We start from the raw sequence: 21,702 nt of genomic DNA, 5'->3' as shown, positions 1-21,702 counted from the left end.
CAAGAAGGTGCCGCGCAAGGAGGCCGAGGCCACGGCGATGAAGTACCTGGAGCGGGTGAAGATCCCGGAGCAGGCGCTGAAGTACCCGGGGCAGCTCTCCGGCGGTCAGCAGCAGCGCGTGGCGATCGCCCGCAGTCTGTGTATGAACCCGGATGTGATGCTGTTCGACGAGCCGACCTCGGCGCTGGACCCGGAGATGATCAAGGAGGTGCTCGACGTGATGATCGAGCTGGCCCGGGAGGGGATGACCATGCTCTGCGTGACCCACGAGATGGGTTTTGCCAAGACCGTGGCGGACCGGGTGATCTTCATGGACGCCGGGCAGATCGTCGAGGAGAACGACCCACACGAGTTCTTCAACAACCCGCAGCATGAGAGGACCCAGCTGTTCCTCAGTCAGATTCTGAATCACTGATCCAAACCGGGTTCGAGACGCCCGCCTGCGGGCGGGCGTTTTTGCTCCCGGAATAACGATAAGCAACCAACTATAAGAACCCCAAAGAACCGTATTGCGCGTTAGTGCAAGGTGCCCCCAATGTCCGATAGTCACCCCGAATACGATAATAAAGAACAACTGATCAGCCGACTCGGCGAAAACCTGCAGGTGCGTTTTCCTGTCCAGGAAGTCGAAGCCATCACCGCCCTGGCACGACGCTACTACCAGGTCATACCCAGTGACGAACTGCTGCAACGCTCGCTGGATGACCTGCTCGGCATCACCCTATCGGCTTGGCAGTTCCTGCAGCAGCATGACCTCGATGAACCCAAGGTGCGTGTGTTCAATCCGGACTTCGAACAGCACGGTTGGCAGTCGGGACACACCGTGATCGAAGTGCTGCAGTCGGACATGCCGTTCCTGGTCGACTCTATCCGCATGGAGCTGAATCGCCGCGAACTGGCGATCCATACCATCTGCAACACCGTGTTATGTGTGCAGCGTGATCAGGGGCAACTGCAATCGATACTGACCGAAGCGATGCCGGAGGTGGAGTGTCGCCGTGAATCGTTGATCCATCTCGAGATCGACCGCCAGTCAGATCCTGAGGTGTTAAAAGCCCTGCAGCAGGGACTGCTGGATGTACTGACCGAGGTGCGAGTGGCGGTGACCGACCACCAGCCGATGCGGGAAGGTGTCAGTCAGCTGCTTGAGTCGACGAAGTCGCAGGCTGGTGAGCAGGCGCAGCAAACCGCAGAGTTTCTCGACTGGTTGTTGGACAACCATTTTACCTTTCTCGGCTACGACCGGTTTGAGCCCGCCGCTGAAGGCAGTGGCTGGCAACGGCTGCCGCAACAGGCGCTGGGTATTCAGTCCCGGCAAAGCGGGGATCAGCTGCTGAACCCCACCGGCATCAGTGACGGCGAACTGTTGAGCTTCTCCCGCGAAGGGCGACGCTCCCGGGTACACCGTCCCGCACATCTCGATGTTATCTGCGTGCAGTCGGTTGATGGCAGCGGCAAGGTCAGGGCATTGCACCGCTTCGTCGGGCTCTACACCTCGCCGGTTTACCGGCGCTCGCTGACCGAGATCCCGCTGGTGCGAACAAAAGCGCAGGCGGTGCTCAAGCGTGCCGGCTTTACCCCCGATGGGCACAGCAGCAAGGAGCTGTTGGATATCCTCGAGGATCTGCCGCGCGAGGAGTTGTTCCTGGCCAGCATCGATGAACTCTATCAGATCGCGATAGGTGTGTTTGACTTGCAGGAGCGACACAAGGTCCGCCTGTTGATTCGCCGGGACGACTGCAAAGGGTTTTACTCCTGTCTCTACTATGTACCGCGCGAGCTGTTCAACAGCGCTTTGCGACAGAAGATCCAGAAGGTGTTGACGGAGCAGTTGCAGGCGCAGGAGGTGGAGTTCCGCACCCGCTTCTCCGACTCGATTTTGGCCCGTGTCCATTTCGTCCTCAGGGTCGATCCGAACTCGACCCCCGGCTGCGATTTCAAGCGCTTGGAGCGCCGGGTTATCGAGGCCTCAAGGGCCTGGGATGACGAACTCAAACGCGGGCTGGTAGATGTCAACGGTGAGGAGCAGGGCAACCGCCTGGCGATGCACTATGTACAGGCGTTCCCATCCGCCTATCGCGAGCACTTTTCGCCGCGCAGTACGCTGCTCGATATCTACCACCTGGAACAGTTGACGCCGAGCCAGCCGGTGGCGATGAGCTTCTATCGGGCGCTGGAGCCGACCTCCGAGGTGTTGCGCTGCAAGCTGTATCAGGCCGAGCGCTCGATTGTCTTGTCCGATGTGTTGCCGATCCTGGAGCAGCTCGGGCTCAAGGTGCTGGGTGAGCACCCCTATCCGGTACAACGCCGTGATGGCCAGCGTTTCTGGTTACACGATTTCACCCTGACCCCCCGCGGCGCAGAACCGGTGGAGCTGGAGGCGATCAAGCCGATCGTGCAGGAGGCGTTCCTGCGCCTGTGGCACGGCGATGCCGAGAACGACCCGTTTAACCGCCTGGTGCTGGCGGCCCGTTTGAACTGGCGCGAGGTGGCTCTGCTGCGCGCCTATGCGCGTTACAGCAAACAGCTGCGTCTGGGTTTCAGCCAGACCTATATCGCCGAGGCGCTGTGCCGTTATCCACAGATCGCCCGCCAGCTGGTGGCACTGTTCCGCGCCCGTTTCGAACCGGCGCGTCAGGTCAGCGACAAGGTGCAGGCGCTGGCCGAGCGGCTGGAGCAGAGTATTTTAGAGGGGTTGGATCGCGTTTCCAGCCTGGACGACGACAAGATACTGCGCCGCTACCTGGTGCTGATCAGGGCGACGCTGAGAACCAACTATTTCCGCACCGACGAGGCAGGGCTGCCACGCGGCTACTTCTCCTTCAAGCTGGATCCGAGCGCGATTCCGGAGATCCCCAAGCCGCGGCCCAGGTTCGAGATCTTCGTCTACTCGCCCCGTGTTGAGGGCGTGCACCTGCGTGGTGGCAAGGTGGCCCGTGGCGGCCTGCGCTGGTCGGACCGGTTGGAGGACTACCGCACCGAGGTGCTGGGATTGGTCAAGGCGCAGCAGGTCAAGAACGCAGTGATCGTACCGGTGGGGGCCAAGGGCGGCTTCGTTGCCAAGCGACTGCCCGATGGCGGCGACCGGGAGGCGCTGCTGGCCGAGGGGATCGCCTGCTACCAGACCTTTATTCGCGGGCTGCTGGATCTGACCGACAACCTGGTCGCTGGCGAGCTGGTACCGCCGGCCGATGTGGTGCGTCACGACGAGGACGACCCTTACCTGGTGGTGGCGGCGGACAAGGGCACCGCCACCTTCTCCGATATCGCCAACGCCATCGCCGAGGAGTACGGCTTCTGGCTCGGCGATGCCTTCGCCTCCGGTGGCAGCCAGGGCTACGACCACAAGAAGATGGGGATCACCGCCCGCGGCGCCTGGGAATCGGTCAAACGCCACTTCCGCGAACAGGGGCTGGATACGCAGAGCGAGAGCTTCACCGTGGTCGCCATCGGCGACATGTCAGGTGACGTGTTCGGTAACGGCATGCTGCTGTCCGAGCATATCCGCCTGGCGGCGGCGTTCAACCATCAACATATTTTTATCGATCCCGAGCCGGACGCTACCGCTAGCTTTGCCGAGCGGCAGCGGCTTTTTGCACTGCCCCGCACCACCTGGGCCGATTACGCCCCCGGTCTGATCTCCCAGGGGGGCGGTGTCTTTTTACGCAGTGCCAAGTGGATCGAGATAACCGAGCCGATGCGCGAGCGCTTCGGTATCACAGAAACGCGTTTGACGCCGAATGAGCTGATCAGCGCGCTGCTACGCTCGCCGGTGGACCTGATCTGGAACGGCGGTATCGGCACCTATATCAAGGCGAGCAGCGAAACCCACGCCGAGGTTGGCGACAAGGCCAATGACGGCCTGCGCATCGACGCCCGCGAGCTGCGCTGCCGGGTGCTGGGCGAGGGCGGTAATCTGGGCTTCACCCAGTTGGGCCGGGCCGAGTTCGCCGCACTGGGGGGCGCCTGCAACACCGATTTCATCGACAACGCCGGGGGGGTCGACTGTTCCGACCATGAGGTCAACATCAAGATACTGCTCAACGATCTGGTTGCCGCCGGTGATCTGACGCTGAAGCAGCGTAACCGCCTGCTGGCGGAGATGACCGACGAGGTGGCCGAGCTTGTACTGCGCAACAACTATCGTCAGGTACAGGCCCTGAGTCTGGCAGAGCGCCATGTGCGCCATGCCCCGGATGAGTATCTGCGCCTGATTCAGCATCTGGAGAGCAGTGGTCGACTGGACCGGGCGCTGGAAGCGATACCGGACGATGCCCAGTTCGCGGAGCGACGTGACCGCGGTCCGGCCTTGACCCGTCCGGAACTGTCGGTGCTGCTCGCCTATGCCAAGGCGGAACTGAAGGAGGAGCTGATGCGGGCGACCGAGGTCACCGACGACCGCTACCTGGGTGCCGCGTTGGCAACTGCTTTCCCGGAGCCTCTGGTTTCGGCCTATGCCGAACCGCTGCTGCGCCACCGGCTGAAGCCGGAGATTGTCGCCACGCAGCTGGCCAACGATATGGTCAACACCCTGGGGCCGAGCTTCGCCAATCGTCTGCGTCAGTCCACCGGTGCCGGGCTGGCACAGATCCTGACCGCCTACGTGATCAGCCGCGACCTGTTCGAGCTGCCGGCACTCTGGCGGCGAATCGAGGCGCTCGATAACCGTGTGCCGGCCGCAGTCCAGCTCGACATGATGAGCGATCTGGTGCGTTTGGCACGCCGTGCTTGCCGCTGGGTATTGCGTCAGCCAGAACTGCTGCGCAATGCCGCCGATGCGGTCGAACGCTACCGTCAGGGCGTTGCGGGACTGAGCCAATCGCTTGCCGAGCGCCTCAGTGGCGAACCGCGGCAGAACTGGCAGGCCCGCTTCGACGAACTCACCGGTGTCGGGGTGCCGGATGATCTCGCCGGCGTCGTCGCCGGTAGCGACAGCCTCTACTCGGCACTGGCGATTATCGAGGTGGCGGCACAGACAGGGCAGCCGCTGGAGCAGGTGGCGGATATCTATTTCGGCCTCGGCGAGCGGCTGGAACTGCATTGGTTCGATCAGCAGGTCAAGGCGCTGAGCGCCGACAGCCACTGGGAAGCGATGGCGCGCGACAGTTATCGCGAGGAGCTGGACAGCCAGCAGCGTGCATTGACCGTCAGTGTGCTGCAGTTCGACCAGAGCAGCGCCGACGCGGGCAGGTCGATCGAGCAGTGGCTGTCGCATCATGGCGATGCACTGAGCCGCTGGCAGCAGATGCTGGCGGATCTGCGTGGCGTTGGGCAGAAGGAGTGTGCCGTGTTCTCGGTGGCACTGCGCGAGCTCTGGATGCTGGCGCAGCGCAGTCTGGCCGGAGCCGGTTGATGCCCCTGTTGTACTCAGCCCCCGGCTCCGGCCGGGGGCACCGAAGTGCGCCGCAGATGCGGGCCTGGGTTGAATCGATCGCCGAGCGCGCCCGCAGTCGGCTGGGGCAGGGCCGGGTGGCCGATTATATCCCGGCACTGGCGCGGCAGGAGGCGGACCGCTTCGGTATTGCGATCTACACCAACGAGGGGGAACTCTATACCGCCGGAGATGCCCGCGAAGCGTTCTCGATCCAGAGCATCTCCAAGCTGTTTCTGCTCACCCTGTCACTGCGGGTGTTCGGCAATGCACTTTGGGAGCGGGTGGGGCTCAACCCCTCCGGTATGCCGTTCAACTCCCTGACCCAGCTGGAGGTAGAGCGGGGCAAACCACGCAACCCCTTCATCAATGCCGGTGCCATCGTCGTCACCGACCATCTGGTCAGCGCCTTCGCCACCCCCTCGCAGTATCTGCAGGATGTGGCGCGCCGACTGTCCGGCGACAACCGGGTACTGATCGACCGCGAGGTGCTGGAGTCAGAGTGGCAGCACCGCTCGCGCAATGCGGCGATGGCCTACCTGATGAAGGCGTTCGGCAACATCGATAACGAGGTGGACGATGTGCTCTATGCCTATTTCGCCTGTTGTGCACTGGGCATGAGCTGTGCCGATCTGGCGGTGGCGTTGAACTATCTGGCTGCATCCGGCTATTCACTTCAGGCGCAGGAGCAGATCGTCGAACCGGAGCTTGCCCGCAAGATCAACTCGATTCTGTTTACCTCCGGTATGTACGACGCGGCGGGCGAGTTTGCCTACCGTGTTGGCCTGCCCGCCAAGAGCGGGGTTGGCGGTGGCATTGCGGCAATCGTGCCGGGCAGGATGTCAGTTTGTGTCTGGTCGCCCGCACTCGATATCAACGGCAATTCGGTCGCCGGGCAGTACGCGCTGGAGCTGCTGGCCAACGAACTGGGTTGATCCCCTCTGAGTCGGGTATCGAGCAGGATATCCGACTCACTCCTCAGGGCAGAGAAAATCGCAGCAGAACACGCTCAACCGGTTCCCCAGATCGATCGCCTGAGACAGGGTGATGCACAGGCGTGAATCGGTGATCGACAGGTAAGGCTGGCTTATCTGGGTCTGGCCCGGTGATTCCAAGGCCAGATAGTGATAGGGGCGGTGGGACCAGCTGGCGTTGCGATAATGCTGCAGCGGTGCAAAGCGTCGGCCGCTATCGCCGCCGATATGGCGCGGGGTGATGCCGCTGTGTACCTGCTCTCCCGATTCATCCAACAGATAACAGCGCAACGTGTTCGGCTCCTGTAGCAGTTGGTTGCAGCTTGCCGAGAAATCCTGGCTCAGACGGTACTGCTGTGCTGCGCGCCGGAACTGGTACTCCAGCGCCTGGGTATAGAGATCCTTGGCGTAATGGAGTTGGGTACGCTGGGTTTTGCGCAGCTTGAGCAGGTGATTGAATCGCTCCCTGTCGCCGGGGCGATTCGCGATCCGGGGCTCAGGCTTGGCAAAGTAGTAGCCCTGAACCATATCGGCATTGGCCGCGATCGCCAGCATCGCTTGCTGCTCCGTTTCAATGCCCTCCAGCACCACTTGGCTGCCGGCGCCATGCAGCAGATCGATGATGCCGCCAAGCATTTTGCCGACCCGGCTGGATTCGGCCGCTCGGAGCACCAGTTGCCGGTCTATCTTCACGATATCCGGCTCCAACTGCCAGATACGGTCGAAGTTGGAGCTGCCTGCACCGAAATCGTCGACTGCGATCAGGCAGCCCAACGCGCGCAGATGGTCGATAAAGCCTTTCAGGCGGCCAAGGTCCTGGATCTGGTTTTCCAGAACCTCGATCACGATCCGGTGAGCGGGAATGGCGTTCTCTTCCAGCATGCGGCGGGTAAAACCGCTATCGGGTTGTTCGCTGATCAGTAGCTGGGAGTTGAGGTTCAAAAATAGCCACTGCTGTTCAGTATTTTGGTGGGCAAAATTCTCCATATGCAGAGCGCGACACAGTCGGTCCAGCTGTAGCATCTCGCCACTGGTCGAGGGCAGGGCAAAGAGCTCGGCAGGGGACAGCGCAGTGCCATCTCGTCGATGAGCCCGCACCAAACCCTCATAGCCGACAGCGCATCGGTGTGCGATGCTGTATATCGGCTGAAAATGGCTAGTCAGCTCATTGCCCCGATAGCAACGGCTCAGTGGGGCGGAACTGGTCTGAAGAGGCCGCAGGTCGCCTTCCTGATAGCACTTTTGTATGGCTCCCTGCATTTCAGACTCTCCCTTGTGTTTTCGCCTGTGAGGTGGTTCTGCCCCGTTCGACACCAGGCCCGGGTAGGCTCTGCGTTCCGGCCGGGCTGGGTAAACAGTGTGAGAAACGACAAAACGCCCCACGCGACTGCATCGATGGGATGCAATCGGGTGAGGCGTCGTTGCCGGCATTCTGCTTGTGTCGATCTTTACCGATGCAAGATATTATGCAAAGTTCAAGCCTGATCTTATAACTCTTTTATATGTATGTTTTTTTACAGCGATAAGACTGGGTGTGCCGCCCGAGTCTGGAGTATTTCGGGGCAATGTTGCCTCCGCAGAGGGCGTGGCAGTGGAGGGGTGACCCGAGTTGGAGCCAGTTGCTCAAGCGGGAATAGCAGGGCGCTTTAAGCCCAGCCAGTCCCGCTTGAGGTGCAGCAGGTGTCGCTTACTGGACCGGGAACACCACGTTCGCCTGGCCGGTACCGGAGCTGGGGAAGTATTCGCCGATCAGCTCGCCCTTGCCGGTGTAGTTGTCCCAGCCTAAGGCGCCGAACAGCATCGCGGTGTCGTGCATGCCGCCTTCACCTGCGCAGTACTGGGCGTATTCCGGCAGCATCTTGAGGAACGTTGCGATCTCGCCCTTCTGCCACAGCTCCAGCACGCGCAGATCGACTTGGCGGTTGAATTCACGGGAGATGGTGAAGGTGCCGTTGTTCGCTTCGTACAACTCGTTCTCCCAGATCTTGTGCGACAGGGAGCCGGAGGCCAGCAGCAATACCTTGCTGTCACTCTCCTTGATCGCCTCGGCGATCGCCTCGCCGAGAACGCGTGAGTCGTTCAGGTTGTGCACGGTACACCAGGCTGCGATCGATACCACCTTCAGATCCGCTTCCGGATTCATAAAGTACATCGGCACCAGCGTGCCATATTCCAGATCTAGGGTTTCGACCTGATGGGACAGGGTGTGGACGCCGCGCTCCGTCGCCTTGGCGGCGATAGCATCACCCAGCTCCGGCTTGCCCTCATATTCGTAGGACAGGTTCTGGATAAAGTGGGGGAACTCGTGGCTGGTGTAAACCCCCTTGAAGTGGGGGTTGCTGTTGATATGGAAACCGGCGTTCACCAGCCAGTGGGTGTCGAGCACCACCACGGTATCAGCTCCTGCCGCTCTGGCGCGGCGAGCGATCTCGCGCTGGCCGTCGATCGCCTGCTGACGACAACCTTCAAGTTTGCCCGGCTTTTCCGACAGCAGCATGGTCGGAACGTGGGTGATTTTAGCTGCAAGAACGATTTCGCCCATTGTGAACACCTTTATTATGTCGAGGGGGTCGAGTGATGGCTGCCGGGGAGACCGACCGGTCATCAAGCCGCATTTGTCGAACGGCAAAACTGATAAACTTATTAACATGTTAAGTAATAAGGTAGTTAACATGTTAAATAGAGTCAATGCACAAACTGGGCGAGTGGTTAGTCAGTTGATCTCTTATTGATCGGTGTCAGGGTTTTATCTTGCACAGCTTGTTGAGGAGATCGTGCAGCAGGGCCATGTTCTCGTCGGAAAACTGCTCTGCCATGGCACGATAGCGCGCTTCCAGCGTCGGGCTGACACGCTCGAACATATCGATCGCCTGCTGGGTCAGACTGATCAGCACGCGGCGCTGATCTTCGGTCGACTTGCGGCGCTGAATGTAGCCCTGCTGCTCCAGGCGGCTGATGATGCCGGTGAGGCTGGGGCTGAGGATGCAGCACAGGTCGGCAAGCTGTTTGGACTCCAGCTCCTTGTATTCGTACAGTGCGCGGATGACGCGCCACTGCTGCTCGGTCAGCGGGATCTCCTGCAGCACAGGACGAAAGAAGTTCATCGACGCTTCGCGCGCCTTGAGCAGTTTCAGCGGTATGGAATCGTCGAATTTACGCATAGTGTGGGTACCGTGCCGATGGACGCATCTGCGGGCAGGTGGGTCAAATATCTAAGCCTTATATGGACCTTAATTGTCATTAATATATTAACTAAAGTCCAGTTAAACATAGGAATAATAAGGGGTCACACGGGGCGTTGGCTAGGGCCTGCCGCCTGCCTCTACCCCTGGTCATATTCGGTGTATCAAGACGTCTTGTGAATCGAGTTCTCCCAACGCTGGGCATCGCGAAAACGCTCGACCAGAAAGTCGAGCATGGTGCGCACCGTGGCGGGCAGATGGCGGCGCGACAGATAGACACCCCAGATCACCAACTCAGGCGGGCTCCATTGCGGCAGCAGTTCGATCAGTTCGCCGCGTTCGATCAGCGGGTTGGCTAGGTAGGTGGGCAACTGCGTCACGCCGGCGCCGGCAAGCGCGGCCTCCATCAGAATGGAGGCTTCGTTGGCGGTCAGGTTGCCCCTGATCTCCACCTGGATCTCCTCACCCTGGCGATTGTCGAAACGCCATTCGCTGCGGCCGAAGTTGGTGTAGGTCAGGCAGTTGTGTTCCCTTAGCGCCCGCGGGTGGTCGGGAGTGCCCCTGGCCCTGAGGTAGTCCGGAGAGGCACAGATCACCGAGCTGCAGGGGGCGATACGTCGGGCCACCAGGTTCGGGTCCAGTTCGCCGGTGGTGCGGATCGCCAGGTCCACTCGATCCTCGATCAGGTTGACGGCACGGTCGATCACCATCAGATCCACCGTCACATCGGGATACTGCTGCAGATACTCGGCCACGGCGCCGGCCAGATGGGCCTGACCGAACGAGATGCTGGTGGTCATGCGCAACTGTCCGCGCGGCGAACTGTCGCGTCTTCCCACCGTTGACTGCAGATCCTGGGTCAGGGCCAGCATCTGCTCGCACTGGCGCAGACAGGCCTCGCCCGCTTCGGTCAACGACACCCGGCGTGTGGAGCGTTGCAGCAGGCGCGTTCCGAGCCAGCTTTCCAACTCGCTGACATAGCGTGTGGCCTTGACGCGGCTGATATCGAGATGCTCGGCGGCAGCGGTGAAACCGCCCCGTTTGGCGACTTCGGCGAACACCTGCATGGCGGTCAAACGATCCATATTTGCTCACTTATTGTAATAATAAGTAACATTTTTAGGCATATTTCATATCCAATCAAGAGGGTAGAGTGGCGTCATCTCTTCAATATCGGAAAAGGAGCGTGAGATGACCTCATTCAAAACCCAAATCGTAGGAGCAGCAGCGACCCTGGCGCTGTCGATCTCGGCCATCACCGCCGTTCAGGCTGCGGAGCCGTTGTCTCTGCAGGTATTCAACGCCGACGCTAACAGTTTCCATGTCAATTCGGTGCTGATCAGCGGCGAGACGGAAGCGGTGCTGGTCGACACCCAGTTCGCCCGCGCGGATGCTCACAGGCTGGTGGCCAATATCCTCAGCAGCGGCAAGACGCTGAAAGCGATCTATATCAGCCACGGCGATCCCGATTACTACTTCGGCGCCGAGGTGATTCGCGAAGAGTTCCCGGACGTGCCGGTGTACGCGAGCGCTCCCACCATCGAGTGGATTCGCAACACGGTCGAGAAAAAGGTCGGCTTCTGGGGGCCAAAATTGGGGGCCAACGCACCGCACTCGCCTGTGATCCCAGAGCCGTTGCCGGCCGAGGGGTTGAGCATCGAAGGCCATGAGCTGGTCGTCAGCGGTCCGAACGGTGACCAGTCACTCCGAGGCTACCTGTGGATTCCCGATATCAAGGCGGTGGTCGGTGGCGTCAATGTGTTCAGTGGATTGCACCTGTGGACGGCGGATACCCAGAGCAAGGAGGCGCGCCAGGACTGGGGGCGGACGCTCGAAGGTATCGAGGCACTGCAGCCGACGACCGTGATCCCCGGCCATATGGCAGAGGGCGCGCCGACCGGACTGGAAGCGTTGGAGTATACCAAGACCTACCTGAACACCTTCGAACAGGAGCTGGCGAAAGCCCAGGGGTCCGCCGACCTGATCGAGGTGATGAAGCAGCACTACCCGAACGCGGGCCTGGGGATCGCGCTCGATATCGGCGCCAAGGTCAGCACCGGCGAGATGAAGTGGTAAGGAGGTGGTGTGAGTAAACCGATACTGCACTACATCTATGACCCGCTGTGTGGCTGGTGCTACGCAGCGGAGCCCCTGATCCAGGCCGCTCAGGCACTGGAGAGGTTCGAACTGGTACTGCATGGCGGTGGATTGATGCGGGGGCAGCGGGTCGTACCGGCGATGCGTCAGCATATCGTCTCCAGCGACCGTCGCATTGCGCAACTCACCGGGCAGCCGTTTGGCGAGGCGTATCTGAATGGACTGATACAGGATCCGGATACGGTGATGGATTCACTGCCGCCGATCACGGCGATTCGGGCGGTCGAGGCGCTGGCCGGGGACGGCCTGGCGATGCATGTGGTGATCCAGCATGCGCACTATGTCGACGGGCGCAGGGTGTCCGAACTCGATACCCTGGTCGAACTGGCCGTCGGTCTCGGCCTGGAGGCCGAGGCGTTCCACCGTGTTTTTGCGCAGCAGAGCGAATCGGTCATGGGTCATATCGATGACACCCGGCGGATGCTGGATGCCAACGGTGGCGGCGGTTTTCCCACCCTGTTGCTGGAGACGGAAGGCGGCCTGCGTCGGCTCGAGATCTCCAACTACTACGGCCAGACGCAGCGCTGGTCCGAGTTCCTGCATACGCTGCTTTCCCGCTGAGGTGACAGGGCTGGCGCTGTCCAGCCCTTATCTCGTCTATCTTTTCTTGGCTTGTCGGACAGGATAAAAGGTATCCTTGCTCCACCTCCCCACTGACACCGATCAAGATCAGCTATGGACCAAACCACCAAAAGCGGCGTTTTCTACGCCCTGATCGCCTATATTCTGTGGTCGATCGCACCCGTTTACTTCAAGGTAATGCAGGATATCCCTGCCCTCGAGATACTGGCCCACCGTATCATCTGGTCCTGCCTCATTACGCTTGGCCTGATTCTGCTGTTCAAGAAGCGCCACATGTTGATCGCCGCGTTACGCTCGAACCGTGCGCGTTGGGCGCTGCTCGCCTCCACGGTGTTGATCGGATTGAACTGGGGTGTCTTCATCTGGGCGGTCAACGCCAACCTGATGCTGAGCGCCAGTCTGGGCTATTACATCAATCCTTTGATCAATATCCTGCTGGGCATGCTGTTCTTTCGTGAACGCTTGGATCGAGTGCGTACGCTCGCTGTCGGACTATGCGTTGTCGCCGTGCTGTTCGAGTTGATCCAGTTCGGACGTCTGCCCTGGGTTGCCCTTGTATTGGCGTCCACCTTCGGACTGTACGGCCTGGTGCGCAAGAAGCTCGGTGTCGACAGCTTTACCGGCATGGCGCTGGAAACCGGCCTGCTGTTACCGGTTGCGGCGGGCTATCTGTTGTTCAGTAGCAGTCCGGGCAGCGAGCCGGCTCAATATACGGCCGTTACCTATCTACTGCTGTTCGCCGCCGGTCCTATCACCATGGTGCCGCTGATGTGTTTCGCGGCGGCGGCCAATCGGATAAGCCTGACCGCGCTGGGCTTTTTCCAGTACATCTCGCCGAGTGGCATCTTTCTACTGGCGGTGTTTGTCTATGATGAGCCGCTGAGCCCGAGCAAGCTGGTGACCTTCGGCTTGATCTGGACAGCGCTTGGCATCATGACCGTCGATTCGTTGCGCAAGTGGCGGCAGGCGGAACGGCTCCTGCAGCCGTCGGCACCCGCTAAAGTGGATTGATACAAGGTACCCGATTGGGCGTTGAGGGTAATTGAACCTGCAATATGGTATCAATCGATACAGACTCACTATCCGATTTCGGCAAATATGGCGACGGCGGTTGTCATTCGGAATAAAAGTTGATTTGATTAAAAAACAATCAGAATAAGATAGTGAGCGTTGCTGTTATGCGCCTTGAGCACGTTGATACGCCACTGGGATGTTCCGGCCTCCGTCATCGGAGCACCCATAATGTCGAAGAGCACGCGCGCGGCTTCAGCGGCTGGAAGATGGACTACAACCAGGTCACTCCCGGCCTGTTTGAAGGCAGCATCACCGAACTGGACCTGGACGGGATGCAACTGATCCGAGACCGGGCCAATCAGGCGATGGTCAAGAGTGGTCAGTCCTGGGACGGCGCAGTCACGTTCAGTCTGCCGTTGGCGGTGAAAGAGCACGACTTCCATTGCGATGGGCGTGCGATCAACGTGCAGAGCGTCCTGGCCGCGTCCGGCAATCAGTTGCCGGATCTGCGCACCCCTGCGGAAGTCGACTTGCTATGCGTCGCTGTCGAAAAATCTCTGCTCGAGACTATGCTTGCGCAACAGCAGCGGGACCTCAGGCTGGATTTGGACGTTGTAGCAGGCTGCTTTCAGCTGGCTAATTTCTCCTGCCGTGAAGAACTTGCAACCCTCATCGATAGTGTCATGGACGGAGAGGGGCCGACGCTATTGGCTCACGCGGCGATTCGCGCCGGTATTCGCGATACGGTCCTGTTGCACCTGCTGGATCTGATCGACTCCGAGGAGGTGACGCCTCTCTCCTCTACTGCGCGTAAGCGGATTGTCGACCGGGCCTGTGAGTTTGCATTGAGCCATCGCGACAACCCTCCCTCGATCATGGATCTCTGTAACCACGTCGGTGCCAGCCGCCGTAAGCTGCAGTACTGCTTTCAGGAGACGCTTGGCGTCAACCCCGTGGCCTACCTGAGAATATTGCGGCTTAACGCCGTACACCGCGCGCTGCTGCAAGCGGATGCGACCATGACTGTTCAGGATGTTGCCGCGAACTGGGGGTTTTGGCACCTGAGCCGTTTCGCCGCCGAGTATCGGCAGCTGTTCGGGGAGCGTCCCTCGGATACCCTGAGTCGAGTGCGGCGACATTGTGCTGATTTCGGATAACCTGTCCGGCTGACTCCTTTGTAGTGTGATTGTTGACTCGAACAACAATCACACCGGAGTAGCCAATGCATCCAAGAAAAATAACACGCGCTGTTGGCGGCGCGATTCTGATCCTATCCGCGGCATCCGTTCAGGCGACCGAGAACGGTGCGCCGACCACGTCCTTTGGTTTGTACGATTTCGGTGCCGGCTTTATGCCGCCGGCCACACCAAATGGTGCGTTTGGAACGCGTGTGGCCTTCTATTCGGCCAATAAACTCAAGGACGGCTCGGGAGGGGATACGCCTGTGGATTTTTCCCTCGACGTCCTGTCGATGAGCCTGGCCCATGTACGTATGACGGATTATGAACTGTGGGGCGCCAAGTATGGTTGGAGTGCCGTACTGCCGTTCTTCCGCATGGATGCATCACTGAATGTACCGACACCCTTCGGTACCTTTTCGGACAGTGCCGAGCTGTTTCGTCAGGCGGATATGACGGTAACGCCGCTGATTCTGCAATGGAATCCCTCGCGCAACCTGGGTGTGAACGCCCAGTTCCAGATCCAGGCACCGACCGGCGATTACGACAGGGATCGTTTGGTGTCGCCGGGTTTGAACCACTGGACCTTCTCACCGATTCTCAACGCCAGCTATATCTCAGATACAGGTTTCGAGCTCTCCTCCAGCTTCCAGCTTGATTTCAATACCCGCAACGATGACACGGATTATCGCAGTGGTACCGAGTATCGCCATGAGTTCGCGGTCGGTCAGCATGTCAAGGATTGGACGCTGGGGCTGGGTGGCTACTACTACCGCCAGATCAGCGATGACAAAGGCCCGGGGCTGAGCAATGGCAACCGTGCACAGGTGTTCGCGGCAGGGCCCGCCCTGAGCTTCTTCCGACCGGGTCTGCCGGCGGTATGGCTGCATGCCTACAAGGAGTTCGACGCGGAAAACCGTACCGAGGGCTATCAACTGGCACTGCGCATTGCGCAGAGCTTTTGATGAGGAGCGATCGTCATGACTGAAGTGAATGTTACGACCCGTCAAGCGACGGGAGGTCGTGAAGGGGCGTTGCTGATGCTCGGCAGCAGCCTGACCATTATGGGTGCGGTCATGGTCGCACCAATTCTGCCCAAGCTGGGTGCCGAGTTTGGCCCGGTCGAGCCGAATGCCCAGGTGCTGGTGCCGATGGCGATTACCGGTCCGGCGCTGGCGATCGCCCTGTTTGCGCCAGTGGCCGGTTTGTTGGCCGACCGGCTTGGTCGCAAGAACCTGCTGATACTGGCCACGCTGCTCTACGCACTGTTGGGCGCTATTCCCGCCTTCCTGAATGATCTACAGGCGATTGTCGGTGTACGCCTGCTGTTCGGCTGTACCGAAGCGGCGGTGATGACCTGCTGTGCCACGTTGATAGCGGATTACTGGAGCGGTGAGGAGCGCTTGAAGTACGTCAATCTCCAGGTGGTCACCATCGGTGTGATCGGTTCTCTGTTCTTCGTGATTGGCGGGGCACTGGGGGAGCACTCCTGGCGTACGCCTTTCTACCTCTACCTGCTGCCGATACTACTGGTACCGTTGATGATGAAGGTGCTGTGGGAGCCGGGACAGCATCGTGAGCAGGTCAGTGCGAACGATCCGCAGCAGGTCAACATGTGGGCGCTGCTGGTCGGTTATCTTTTGGTGTTTGCCGGTATGGTGCTGAATTTTATCGTGCCGGTCCAGGCGCCGGCACTGCTGGTCGGTATGGGGGTAACCTCAAGCACGATGATCGGGGCCTCGGCCGGTCTGGGTCTGCTGGCAACACTGGGCGGATCGTTGATCTGGCCGCTGATGCGCCGCCTGCTGGGCATTCGTGGCTGTAATGCCCTGCTGTTGGCGCTGATCGCGATGGGGCTCTGGTTGCTCGCCCATGCGCAGAGTTTCAACGCCGTGCTGGTGGCCGTCACCATTCACGGTATCGGTGCCGGTTTGCTGGTACCCAATTCCATGGCCCCGGTGATGAACGCACTGACGGGCGCCACTCGCGGACGCGGCATGGGCGGCTTCACCGCCAGCCTCTATATCGGCCAGTTCGTCAGTCCGCTGGTGGTGGCGGCACTGATCGCTCAGAGCGGTGACCTGCGCGAGGCCATCTCCGCATTGGCGATCGCCAGTCTCGTCGGTGCCGGTATCTGGCTGCTTGCGCGGATGATACCCGGTCGTGCGGCACCGAGTGCCACCGATACCTCGCTGACCTGATCGTCTGACTACTGTTGTACGACCGACCGCCATCCTGTTTACCCCCAATGTTCTGGCGGTCGGTCCTTTTACGATTGGAAAGGAAATATCATGCAGGATATACAAGCACTGATCGATCAATCGGACGCCACTGCACTGGCCGAAACGATTCGCGCGGGCGAGGTGACGCCGCAGGAGTTGTTGGAGGCGACCATCGCGCGGCTGGAGAAGGTCGAGCCCGAGTTGAATGCGGTCGCCGAAAAGCTCTACGATCAGGCCCGCCGGCAGGCGCCCGGTAAGGGGCCATTTTCCGGTGTGCCGACATTGATCAAGGATCTGTTCGCGCCGCTGGCCGAGGCGCGTATGACCAACGGTTCCCTGGCGCTGGGCGAAGCGCGCCCCGGGATGGATGATGAGCTGGTCAGCCGCCTGCGTCGGGCTGGCTGCGTATTTGTCGGTACCACGACCTCGCCCGAATTCGGTACCTCCTACACCACCGAGTCCACCCGTTTCGGTGCCACCCGCAACCCCTGGAATACCGAGCGCAGCGCCGGTGGTTCAAGCGGCGGCGCCGCGGCACTGGTGGCGTCTCGTGTAGTGCCTTTCGCCCACGGCAACGATGGCGGCGGCTCCCTCAGGGTGCCGGCATCCTGTTGCGGTGTATTCGGCCTCAAACCCAGCCGTGGTCTGATGCCGAACGGTCCTCTGGTCGGTGAGGGCTGGGGCGGTATGGGCGTCGGCCACGCCATTACCCTGTCGGTTCGTGACAGCGCGGCGCTGCTGGATATGACCGCCGGTTCTGATCTGGGCGCACCTTATGCGGCGCCTGCTCGACCGGCCTCCTACGTCGACGCGATGAGGGGGCCGACCAAACCGCTAAGGATCGCACTGGTGGAACAGATGGATCCCTGGCCCTCGTCGCCTGAGGCGTTGGCAGCTGTGCGTCATGCGGCGAGACTCTGTGAAAACCTTGGCCACCAGGTCTTGCCGGTGACGTTGCCGGTGGATCTGCCGCAGTTCTTCAATATGGCGTTCGACATCATCGGCCCGAACACGCGCAGTTATCTGAATATGCTGGGCGCGATGCGCGGAGCGCCGGTAACCGGAGAGGAGCTGGAACCGCGTACCCGGATATACCTGAGGGAGAAGGGCGATATCGGTGCCGTGCAGTATGTGCAGGCGATAGAGGGGATTCATGCCCTCGGTCGCACCTTCGCCAACTTCATGCGCGATTACGACCTGATCCTTACCCCGACGCTGACACGCGAGCCGCCGTTGATCGGTACGCTTGATGTGGCCGATGACAAGGCCGATATGGGGACGTTGATCGAGTGTTTCCACAGCTACTCGCCCTACACTGCACTGTTCAATGCCACCGGTCAGCCGGCGATGTCGGTGCCGCTGTATTGGACTCCGGACGGATTGCCGATCGGGGCGCACTTTGCCGGACGCTTCGGTGAGGAGAGCACGCTGTTGGCACTGGCCCATCAGTTGGAGCAGGCCCAGCCCTGGGTGCAACGCCGCCCGCCGCTAAATGCCTGCGTGGAGTGATGAGTTAACCCTGTCCGGGCACCGTGTCTCGGGCAGGGGGTAAAAGGCAATACGGCACCTCGGTAGTGTAATTCGCCCCGGATAACATCTGGGGCTTTTTTTCAGGTCGATTCTCACTTTGCTCGACGATGATGAGTATGTCGGCTACAGCACGCTCCCATGTTTTCACTAGTCCCGAATCGACTTCAGGTTGTCGAAGAGCTTTTCCAGCAGGTCGTTGATGCGGTGGATCTGCGGGTTGCTAAAGCCTTTGAAACTGCGTTTGAAGATATTGCTGACCGAGTCCCTGACCTCGTTCAGATTGCCATACCCCTTGTCGGTCAGTGTTGCCAGTGTGACGCGGCCATCGCTGGCTGAGGTGGTCAGCTCCACCAGCCCCTGATCCTGCATGCGATAGAGGATCTTGGTGATGGTCGGCAGCTTGGCGACGGCGTGTTGGGCGATCTCCGAGATGCTCAGCGGCTGATGTTCATTCAGAATCAACAGAATACGCCAGCGCGGCAGATCCATATCAATCTTCTTCAGTATTCTCTCCATCTCTTGGGTGTATAACGCATTCACCTGTGCTACCCAGTAGAACGGAAACTCCCGCCGTCTGAAATTATCGCCCAGCGGATCGTACATGTCGGATTTGCTGCTCTTGCTCATGCCTGCTTTCTCGTCGTTTTCCGCACGGGGCTCAGTTCAAAAATAGTTGATCGGTCAAGTATACAGCGTCTTGTGTCTATCGTGCAGAGGCTGCATGGACTTTTGCTCAAGCTGGGGGCGCAATGTCCCGTAACGGTGCATGGATCTGCACGTTTTTGATGCCAATAAGCATAGTTTGGTGCAATTTTTTATAGCCTGTTTTGAGTCGTTATTTATGGGAATCGAACATCTCATAAATGGAAATTTATTTTTTGCAGCAGCGAAATGACGAGGTTTTTGCGATGGCGGATAAAGGGTTTTTAGGTTTTTAAGTATATGAAAAATAATCAATTATTTGTGGAGATCAAGACCTTTTCACTGGTTTCTGGATGTTTGTGAAAATAGTCTGCGTCAATTTGCATTGACCTCTGTCATAGGAAATATGTCTCGCAAATTAGTTGACGATTCAAGTGAATAGTGAAATTCTCAAGGTGTCTTCGGACGAACTGTTCAAGCGGTTGCATCCCTTGGCGAACACCCGAGATAGGCGAGTCTGATCATGTGTGTTTCTACAGAACTGAGCTGCCGAAATGTGCTGAAAAAACGCTTCGTTTTTTATGGTCGTGACAGGGTGTATGCAGGTGTGTCAGCACCATCACAAATGGAGTGCTGGCCGCTTTGCCGATTCGGGGCAGGTGCTTGGAGCAAGCGTACGTTGAAGACACAAAAATTCCCGCCGGAAACAGCAGTCCGGCATGACAATAAATACGATTAAGGGAGCGGTGTACGATGCCAGCCCATCAGATCGATAAATCCCTTTGGGGCGGAGAGAAAGTCTTCGACGCCCTCTTGGCCGAGGTGCGCGAGCGCCGCGACGAATTCGAGAAACAAAAGCATATCTCGCAGGACATTATCGAGTCCTTCAAGGAGATAGGTGTCTATCGCTCCATGGTGCCCAAGACACTTGGCGGTGATGAACGCTCCCCGAAAGAGTTCCTGCAGATGGTCGAGGCGATCTCGGCAGCCGACGGTTCTGCCGGCTGGATCGCCAGCTTCGGCATGAACCCCGCCTACCTGGCATCGCTGCCGCCGCAGACCATCGACAAGGTTTGGGCACAGGGCCCCAACGTCGTGTTTGCCGCCGGTATCTTCCCGATCCAGCCGGCCAAACGTGTCGAGGGTGGTTACATCCTCAACGGACGCTGGAGATTCAGCAGCGGTTGCATGGGGGCGGATCTTCTCGCGGTTGGCATCCAGCCGGATGGCGGCGAACAGAAGCTGCCACTGCTGGCGGTGATGCCTGCCAAACAGGTCAAGATAGAGCCGAACTGGGATGTGATCGGCATGGTCGGGACCGGCTCTCACGATCTGGTTGTCGAGGATGTGTTTGTGCCCGACGAGTGGACATTCGTCCGTGGCAGTGCGCCAAACATGGATGCACCGTTCTTCCGCTATCCCTCGCTCTCTTTTGCCTCCCAGGTGCTGTCGGTTACCACGGCGGGTCTGGCACGCGAAGCGCTGGATGTGATTCAGGGCATGGCCGCCGGTCGCAAGTCGGTGACCGGTGCCCCCAACCTCGGTGAACGTGAGTACGTGCAGATCGAGGTGGGCAAGGCGGAAGCGCGCTACCGCTCCGCGCGTGCGTTCTTCTACGACGCCACCGACGAGGCCTGGAATGCCGTATTGGCCGGTGGCGAGCCGAGCCGCGAGCAGACCAATCTGCTGCGCCTCTCCACCAGCCACCTGACCCATGAGTGTGCCGCCGTGGTGCGCACAGCGTATGAGTTGGCGGGTATGACCAGTGCCTACACCGACCACCCGCTATGCCGTGTGGCGCGGGATGCCATGCTGGCGACCCAGCATGCCTTCATGGGCGCGATCACCTTCAAGAATGCCGGCGCCATGTTCTTCGGCCACGACCCGCTGCCGGGCTACCTCTAATCCCAACGGAGAGACAGATCATGAGTGACAACAAACCACTGCGCGTCCTGTTCTGCATGGGCATCAACCAGAACTTCATGGATGCACCGCGTGACGAGCAACTTCAGGTATGGGCCGCATTTGGCCAGATGTGGAACGGCATCCACGACATGGAAGGGGTCGAGGTGATCGGCAATATGGACGACGACCAGAGCATGGTCGGCCCCTCCAGCGGCTACCCCTGGACCACCTATCTGCTCGCCGACGTGGCGGACTACGAGCGGGTTACCGCCTGCTGCAACCTGTTTCGCACCACCGAGGTGGGCTCAGGGCCGTACAAGCTGTGGCGCTATGCCAAGGTCGAGGCCCGCATCGGCCGCGAACTGATCGTGCAGCGTGCCTGAGGCCCTGGCCATGAGCGAACTGGAGCAGTTGAAGCAGCGGGTATTCAGGCTTGAGGCGGCGCGCGAGGTCAGTGCCTGCCTGCATCAGTACATGCAGCTGTGCGACTACCTCGACGAGGGTTTCGACCTGGAGCCGCTCATGGCGCTGTTTACGGAGGACGCGATCTGGGAGGGCAAGGGCAAGCGCTATGCCGCGACGTTCGGTCGGCGCGAGGGGCGCGAGGCGGTGCGGGCGATGTTCGAGAAGTACACCCTGCCACCGGCACATTTTGCCCTCAACGTGCACTTTCTGACCTCCGAACGGGTGCAGGTGCAGAGCGATACCGAGGCTGAGGGCAGCTGGGTGCTGTTGCAAACCGCCACCTTCGCCGACGGCCGCTCACAGCTGAGCAGTGCACTGCTGGATGTGCTGTTCAGGCGTGAGCAGGGGCGCTGGAAGATCGCCCACTTCTGCACCACCAGCCGCTTCAATCGCCCTGTGCAGAGCCCCTGGGACAACCCGCAGCCGCTGCCGGTGCCCGAAGAACAGATGACCGGCCTCGGCGCCGGAGAGAACGAATAA

The 21,702-nt window shown here is 59.9% G+C and carries 18 protein-coding genes; 13 read left to right on the top strand and 5 right to left on the bottom strand.

The genetic code is table 11. From position 1 onward, the window contains the following. The 3 genes from IEX40_RS04230 to glsB all read left to right on the top strand — a co-directional run. On the top strand, positions 1-415 hold a 415-nt coding region (locus tag IEX40_RS04230; protein WP_229680551.1), incomplete at its 5' end, for an amino acid ABC transporter ATP-binding protein. A gap of 120 nt (positions 416-535) precedes the next feature. Beyond that, entirely contained in the window at positions 536-5,353 is a 4,818-nt protein-coding gene (locus IEX40_RS04225; protein ID WP_188745820.1) for an NAD-glutamate dehydrogenase, read from the top strand. Beyond that, a complete protein-coding gene (gene glsB, locus IEX40_RS04220; RefSeq protein ID WP_308421589.1) occupies positions 5,353-6,306 on the top strand; it encodes a glutaminase B in 954 nt (317 codons plus the stop codon). The genes IEX40_RS04225 and glsB overlap by 1 nt, the downstream gene beginning before the upstream one ends. A 36-nt stretch (positions 6,307-6,342) precedes the next feature. On the opposite strand, the gene IEX40_RS04215 is transcribed toward glsB, so the two are convergent. From IEX40_RS04215 to IEX40_RS04200, 4 genes are all read right to left on the bottom strand, one after another. Then, positions 6,343-7,605, bottom strand: a complete 1,263-nt coding sequence (locus IEX40_RS04215; RefSeq protein WP_188745819.1) for a sensor domain-containing phosphodiesterase — start codon at positions 7,603-7,605, stop codon at positions 6,343-6,345. A 427-nt stretch (positions 7,606-8,032) separates the two neighbouring features. Then, positions 8,033-8,887, bottom strand: coding sequence for a 3,4-dihydroxyphenylacetate 2,3-dioxygenase (gene hpaD, locus IEX40_RS04210; RefSeq protein WP_188745818.1), 855 nt, complete (start codon positions 8,885-8,887; stop codon positions 8,033-8,035). Positions 8,888-9,083: 196 nt separating this feature from the next. Next, the gene (hpaR, locus tag IEX40_RS04205; protein WP_188745817.1) at positions 9,084-9,506 is read right to left on the bottom strand and encodes a homoprotocatechuate degradation operon regulator HpaR; all 423 of its coding nucleotides are present in this window, start codon (positions 9,504-9,506) and stop codon (positions 9,084-9,086) included. Between the two features lie 185 nt (positions 9,507-9,691). Then, positions 9,692-10,612, bottom strand: coding sequence for a LysR family transcriptional regulator (locus IEX40_RS04200; protein ID WP_188745816.1), 921 nt, complete (start codon positions 10,610-10,612; stop codon positions 9,692-9,694). A gap of 106 nt (positions 10,613-10,718) precedes the next feature. Between IEX40_RS04200 and IEX40_RS04195 the strand changes: the two genes are divergently transcribed. From IEX40_RS04195 to IEX40_RS04165, 7 genes are all read left to right on the top strand, one after another. Then, positions 10,719-11,603: an MBL fold metallo-hydrolase gene (locus IEX40_RS04195; RefSeq protein WP_188745815.1), complete on the top strand. Its 885-nt coding sequence runs from the start codon at positions 10,719-10,721 to the stop codon at positions 11,601-11,603. Positions 11,604-11,612: 9 nt separating this feature from the next. Beyond that, positions 11,613-12,245 (top strand): DsbA family protein, encoded by a 633-nt coding sequence (locus tag IEX40_RS04190; protein WP_188745814.1) that lies wholly within the window; start codon positions 11,613-11,615, stop codon positions 12,243-12,245. 114 nt (positions 12,246-12,359) lie between these two features. Beyond that, on the top strand, positions 12,360-13,277 hold the full coding sequence (gene rarD, locus IEX40_RS04185) for an EamA family transporter RarD (protein ID WP_188745813.1): 918 nt from the start codon (positions 12,360-12,362) through the stop codon (positions 13,275-13,277). Positions 13,278-13,444: 167 nt separating this feature from the next. After that, positions 13,445-14,437, top strand: coding sequence for a helix-turn-helix domain-containing protein (locus IEX40_RS04180; RefSeq protein ID WP_188745812.1), 993 nt, complete (start codon positions 13,445-13,447; stop codon positions 14,435-14,437). 65 nt (positions 14,438-14,502) lie between these two features. Then, entirely contained in the window at positions 14,503-15,423 is a 921-nt protein-coding gene (locus IEX40_RS04175; RefSeq protein ID WP_188745811.1) for a SphA family protein, read from the top strand. 15 nt (positions 15,424-15,438) lie between these two features. Continuing rightward, the gene (locus IEX40_RS04170) at positions 15,439-16,659 is read left to right on the top strand and encodes an MFS transporter (protein ID WP_188745810.1); all 1,221 of its coding nucleotides are present in this window, start codon (positions 15,439-15,441) and stop codon (positions 16,657-16,659) included. A 90-nt stretch (positions 16,660-16,749) separates the two neighbouring features. Continuing rightward, a complete protein-coding gene (locus IEX40_RS04165) occupies positions 16,750-18,189 on the top strand; it encodes an amidase (RefSeq protein ID WP_188745809.1) in 1,440 nt (479 codons plus the stop codon). Positions 18,190-18,357: 168 nt separating this feature from the next. On the opposite strand, the gene IEX40_RS04160 is transcribed toward IEX40_RS04165, so the two are convergent. Beyond that, a complete protein-coding gene (locus IEX40_RS04160; RefSeq protein ID WP_188745808.1) occupies positions 18,358-18,837 on the bottom strand; it encodes a MarR family winged helix-turn-helix transcriptional regulator in 480 nt (159 codons plus the stop codon). 768 nt (positions 18,838-19,605) lie between these two features. On the opposite strand from IEX40_RS04160, the gene IEX40_RS04155 reads away from it, so the two are divergent. Genes IEX40_RS04155 through IEX40_RS04145 form a run of 3 tightly spaced genes read left to right on the top strand, consistent with a single transcriptional unit; the run spans position 19,606 to position 21,702 of the window. Then, positions 19,606-20,757, top strand: a complete 1,152-nt coding sequence (locus IEX40_RS04155) for an acyl-CoA dehydrogenase family protein (protein ID WP_188745807.1) — start codon at positions 19,606-19,608, stop codon at positions 20,755-20,757. A 20-nt stretch (positions 20,758-20,777) separates the two neighbouring features. Next, positions 20,778-21,140, top strand: a complete 363-nt coding sequence (locus tag IEX40_RS04150; RefSeq protein ID WP_188745806.1) for an IacB protein — start codon at positions 20,778-20,780, stop codon at positions 21,138-21,140. A 10-nt stretch (positions 21,141-21,150) separates the two neighbouring features. Then, positions 21,151-21,702, top strand: coding sequence for a nuclear transport factor 2 family protein (locus tag IEX40_RS04145; protein WP_188745805.1), 552 nt, complete (start codon positions 21,151-21,153; stop codon positions 21,700-21,702).

The sequence above is a fragment of the Marinobacterium zhoushanense genome (genome assembly GCF_014641945.1).
Lineage (GTDB): Bacteria > Pseudomonadota > Gammaproteobacteria > Pseudomonadales > Balneatricaceae > Marinobacterium_D > Marinobacterium_D zhoushanense.
Note: the sequence above shows the minus strand (reverse complement) of the source record. Positions and strands in the feature narration are given on the sequence as shown.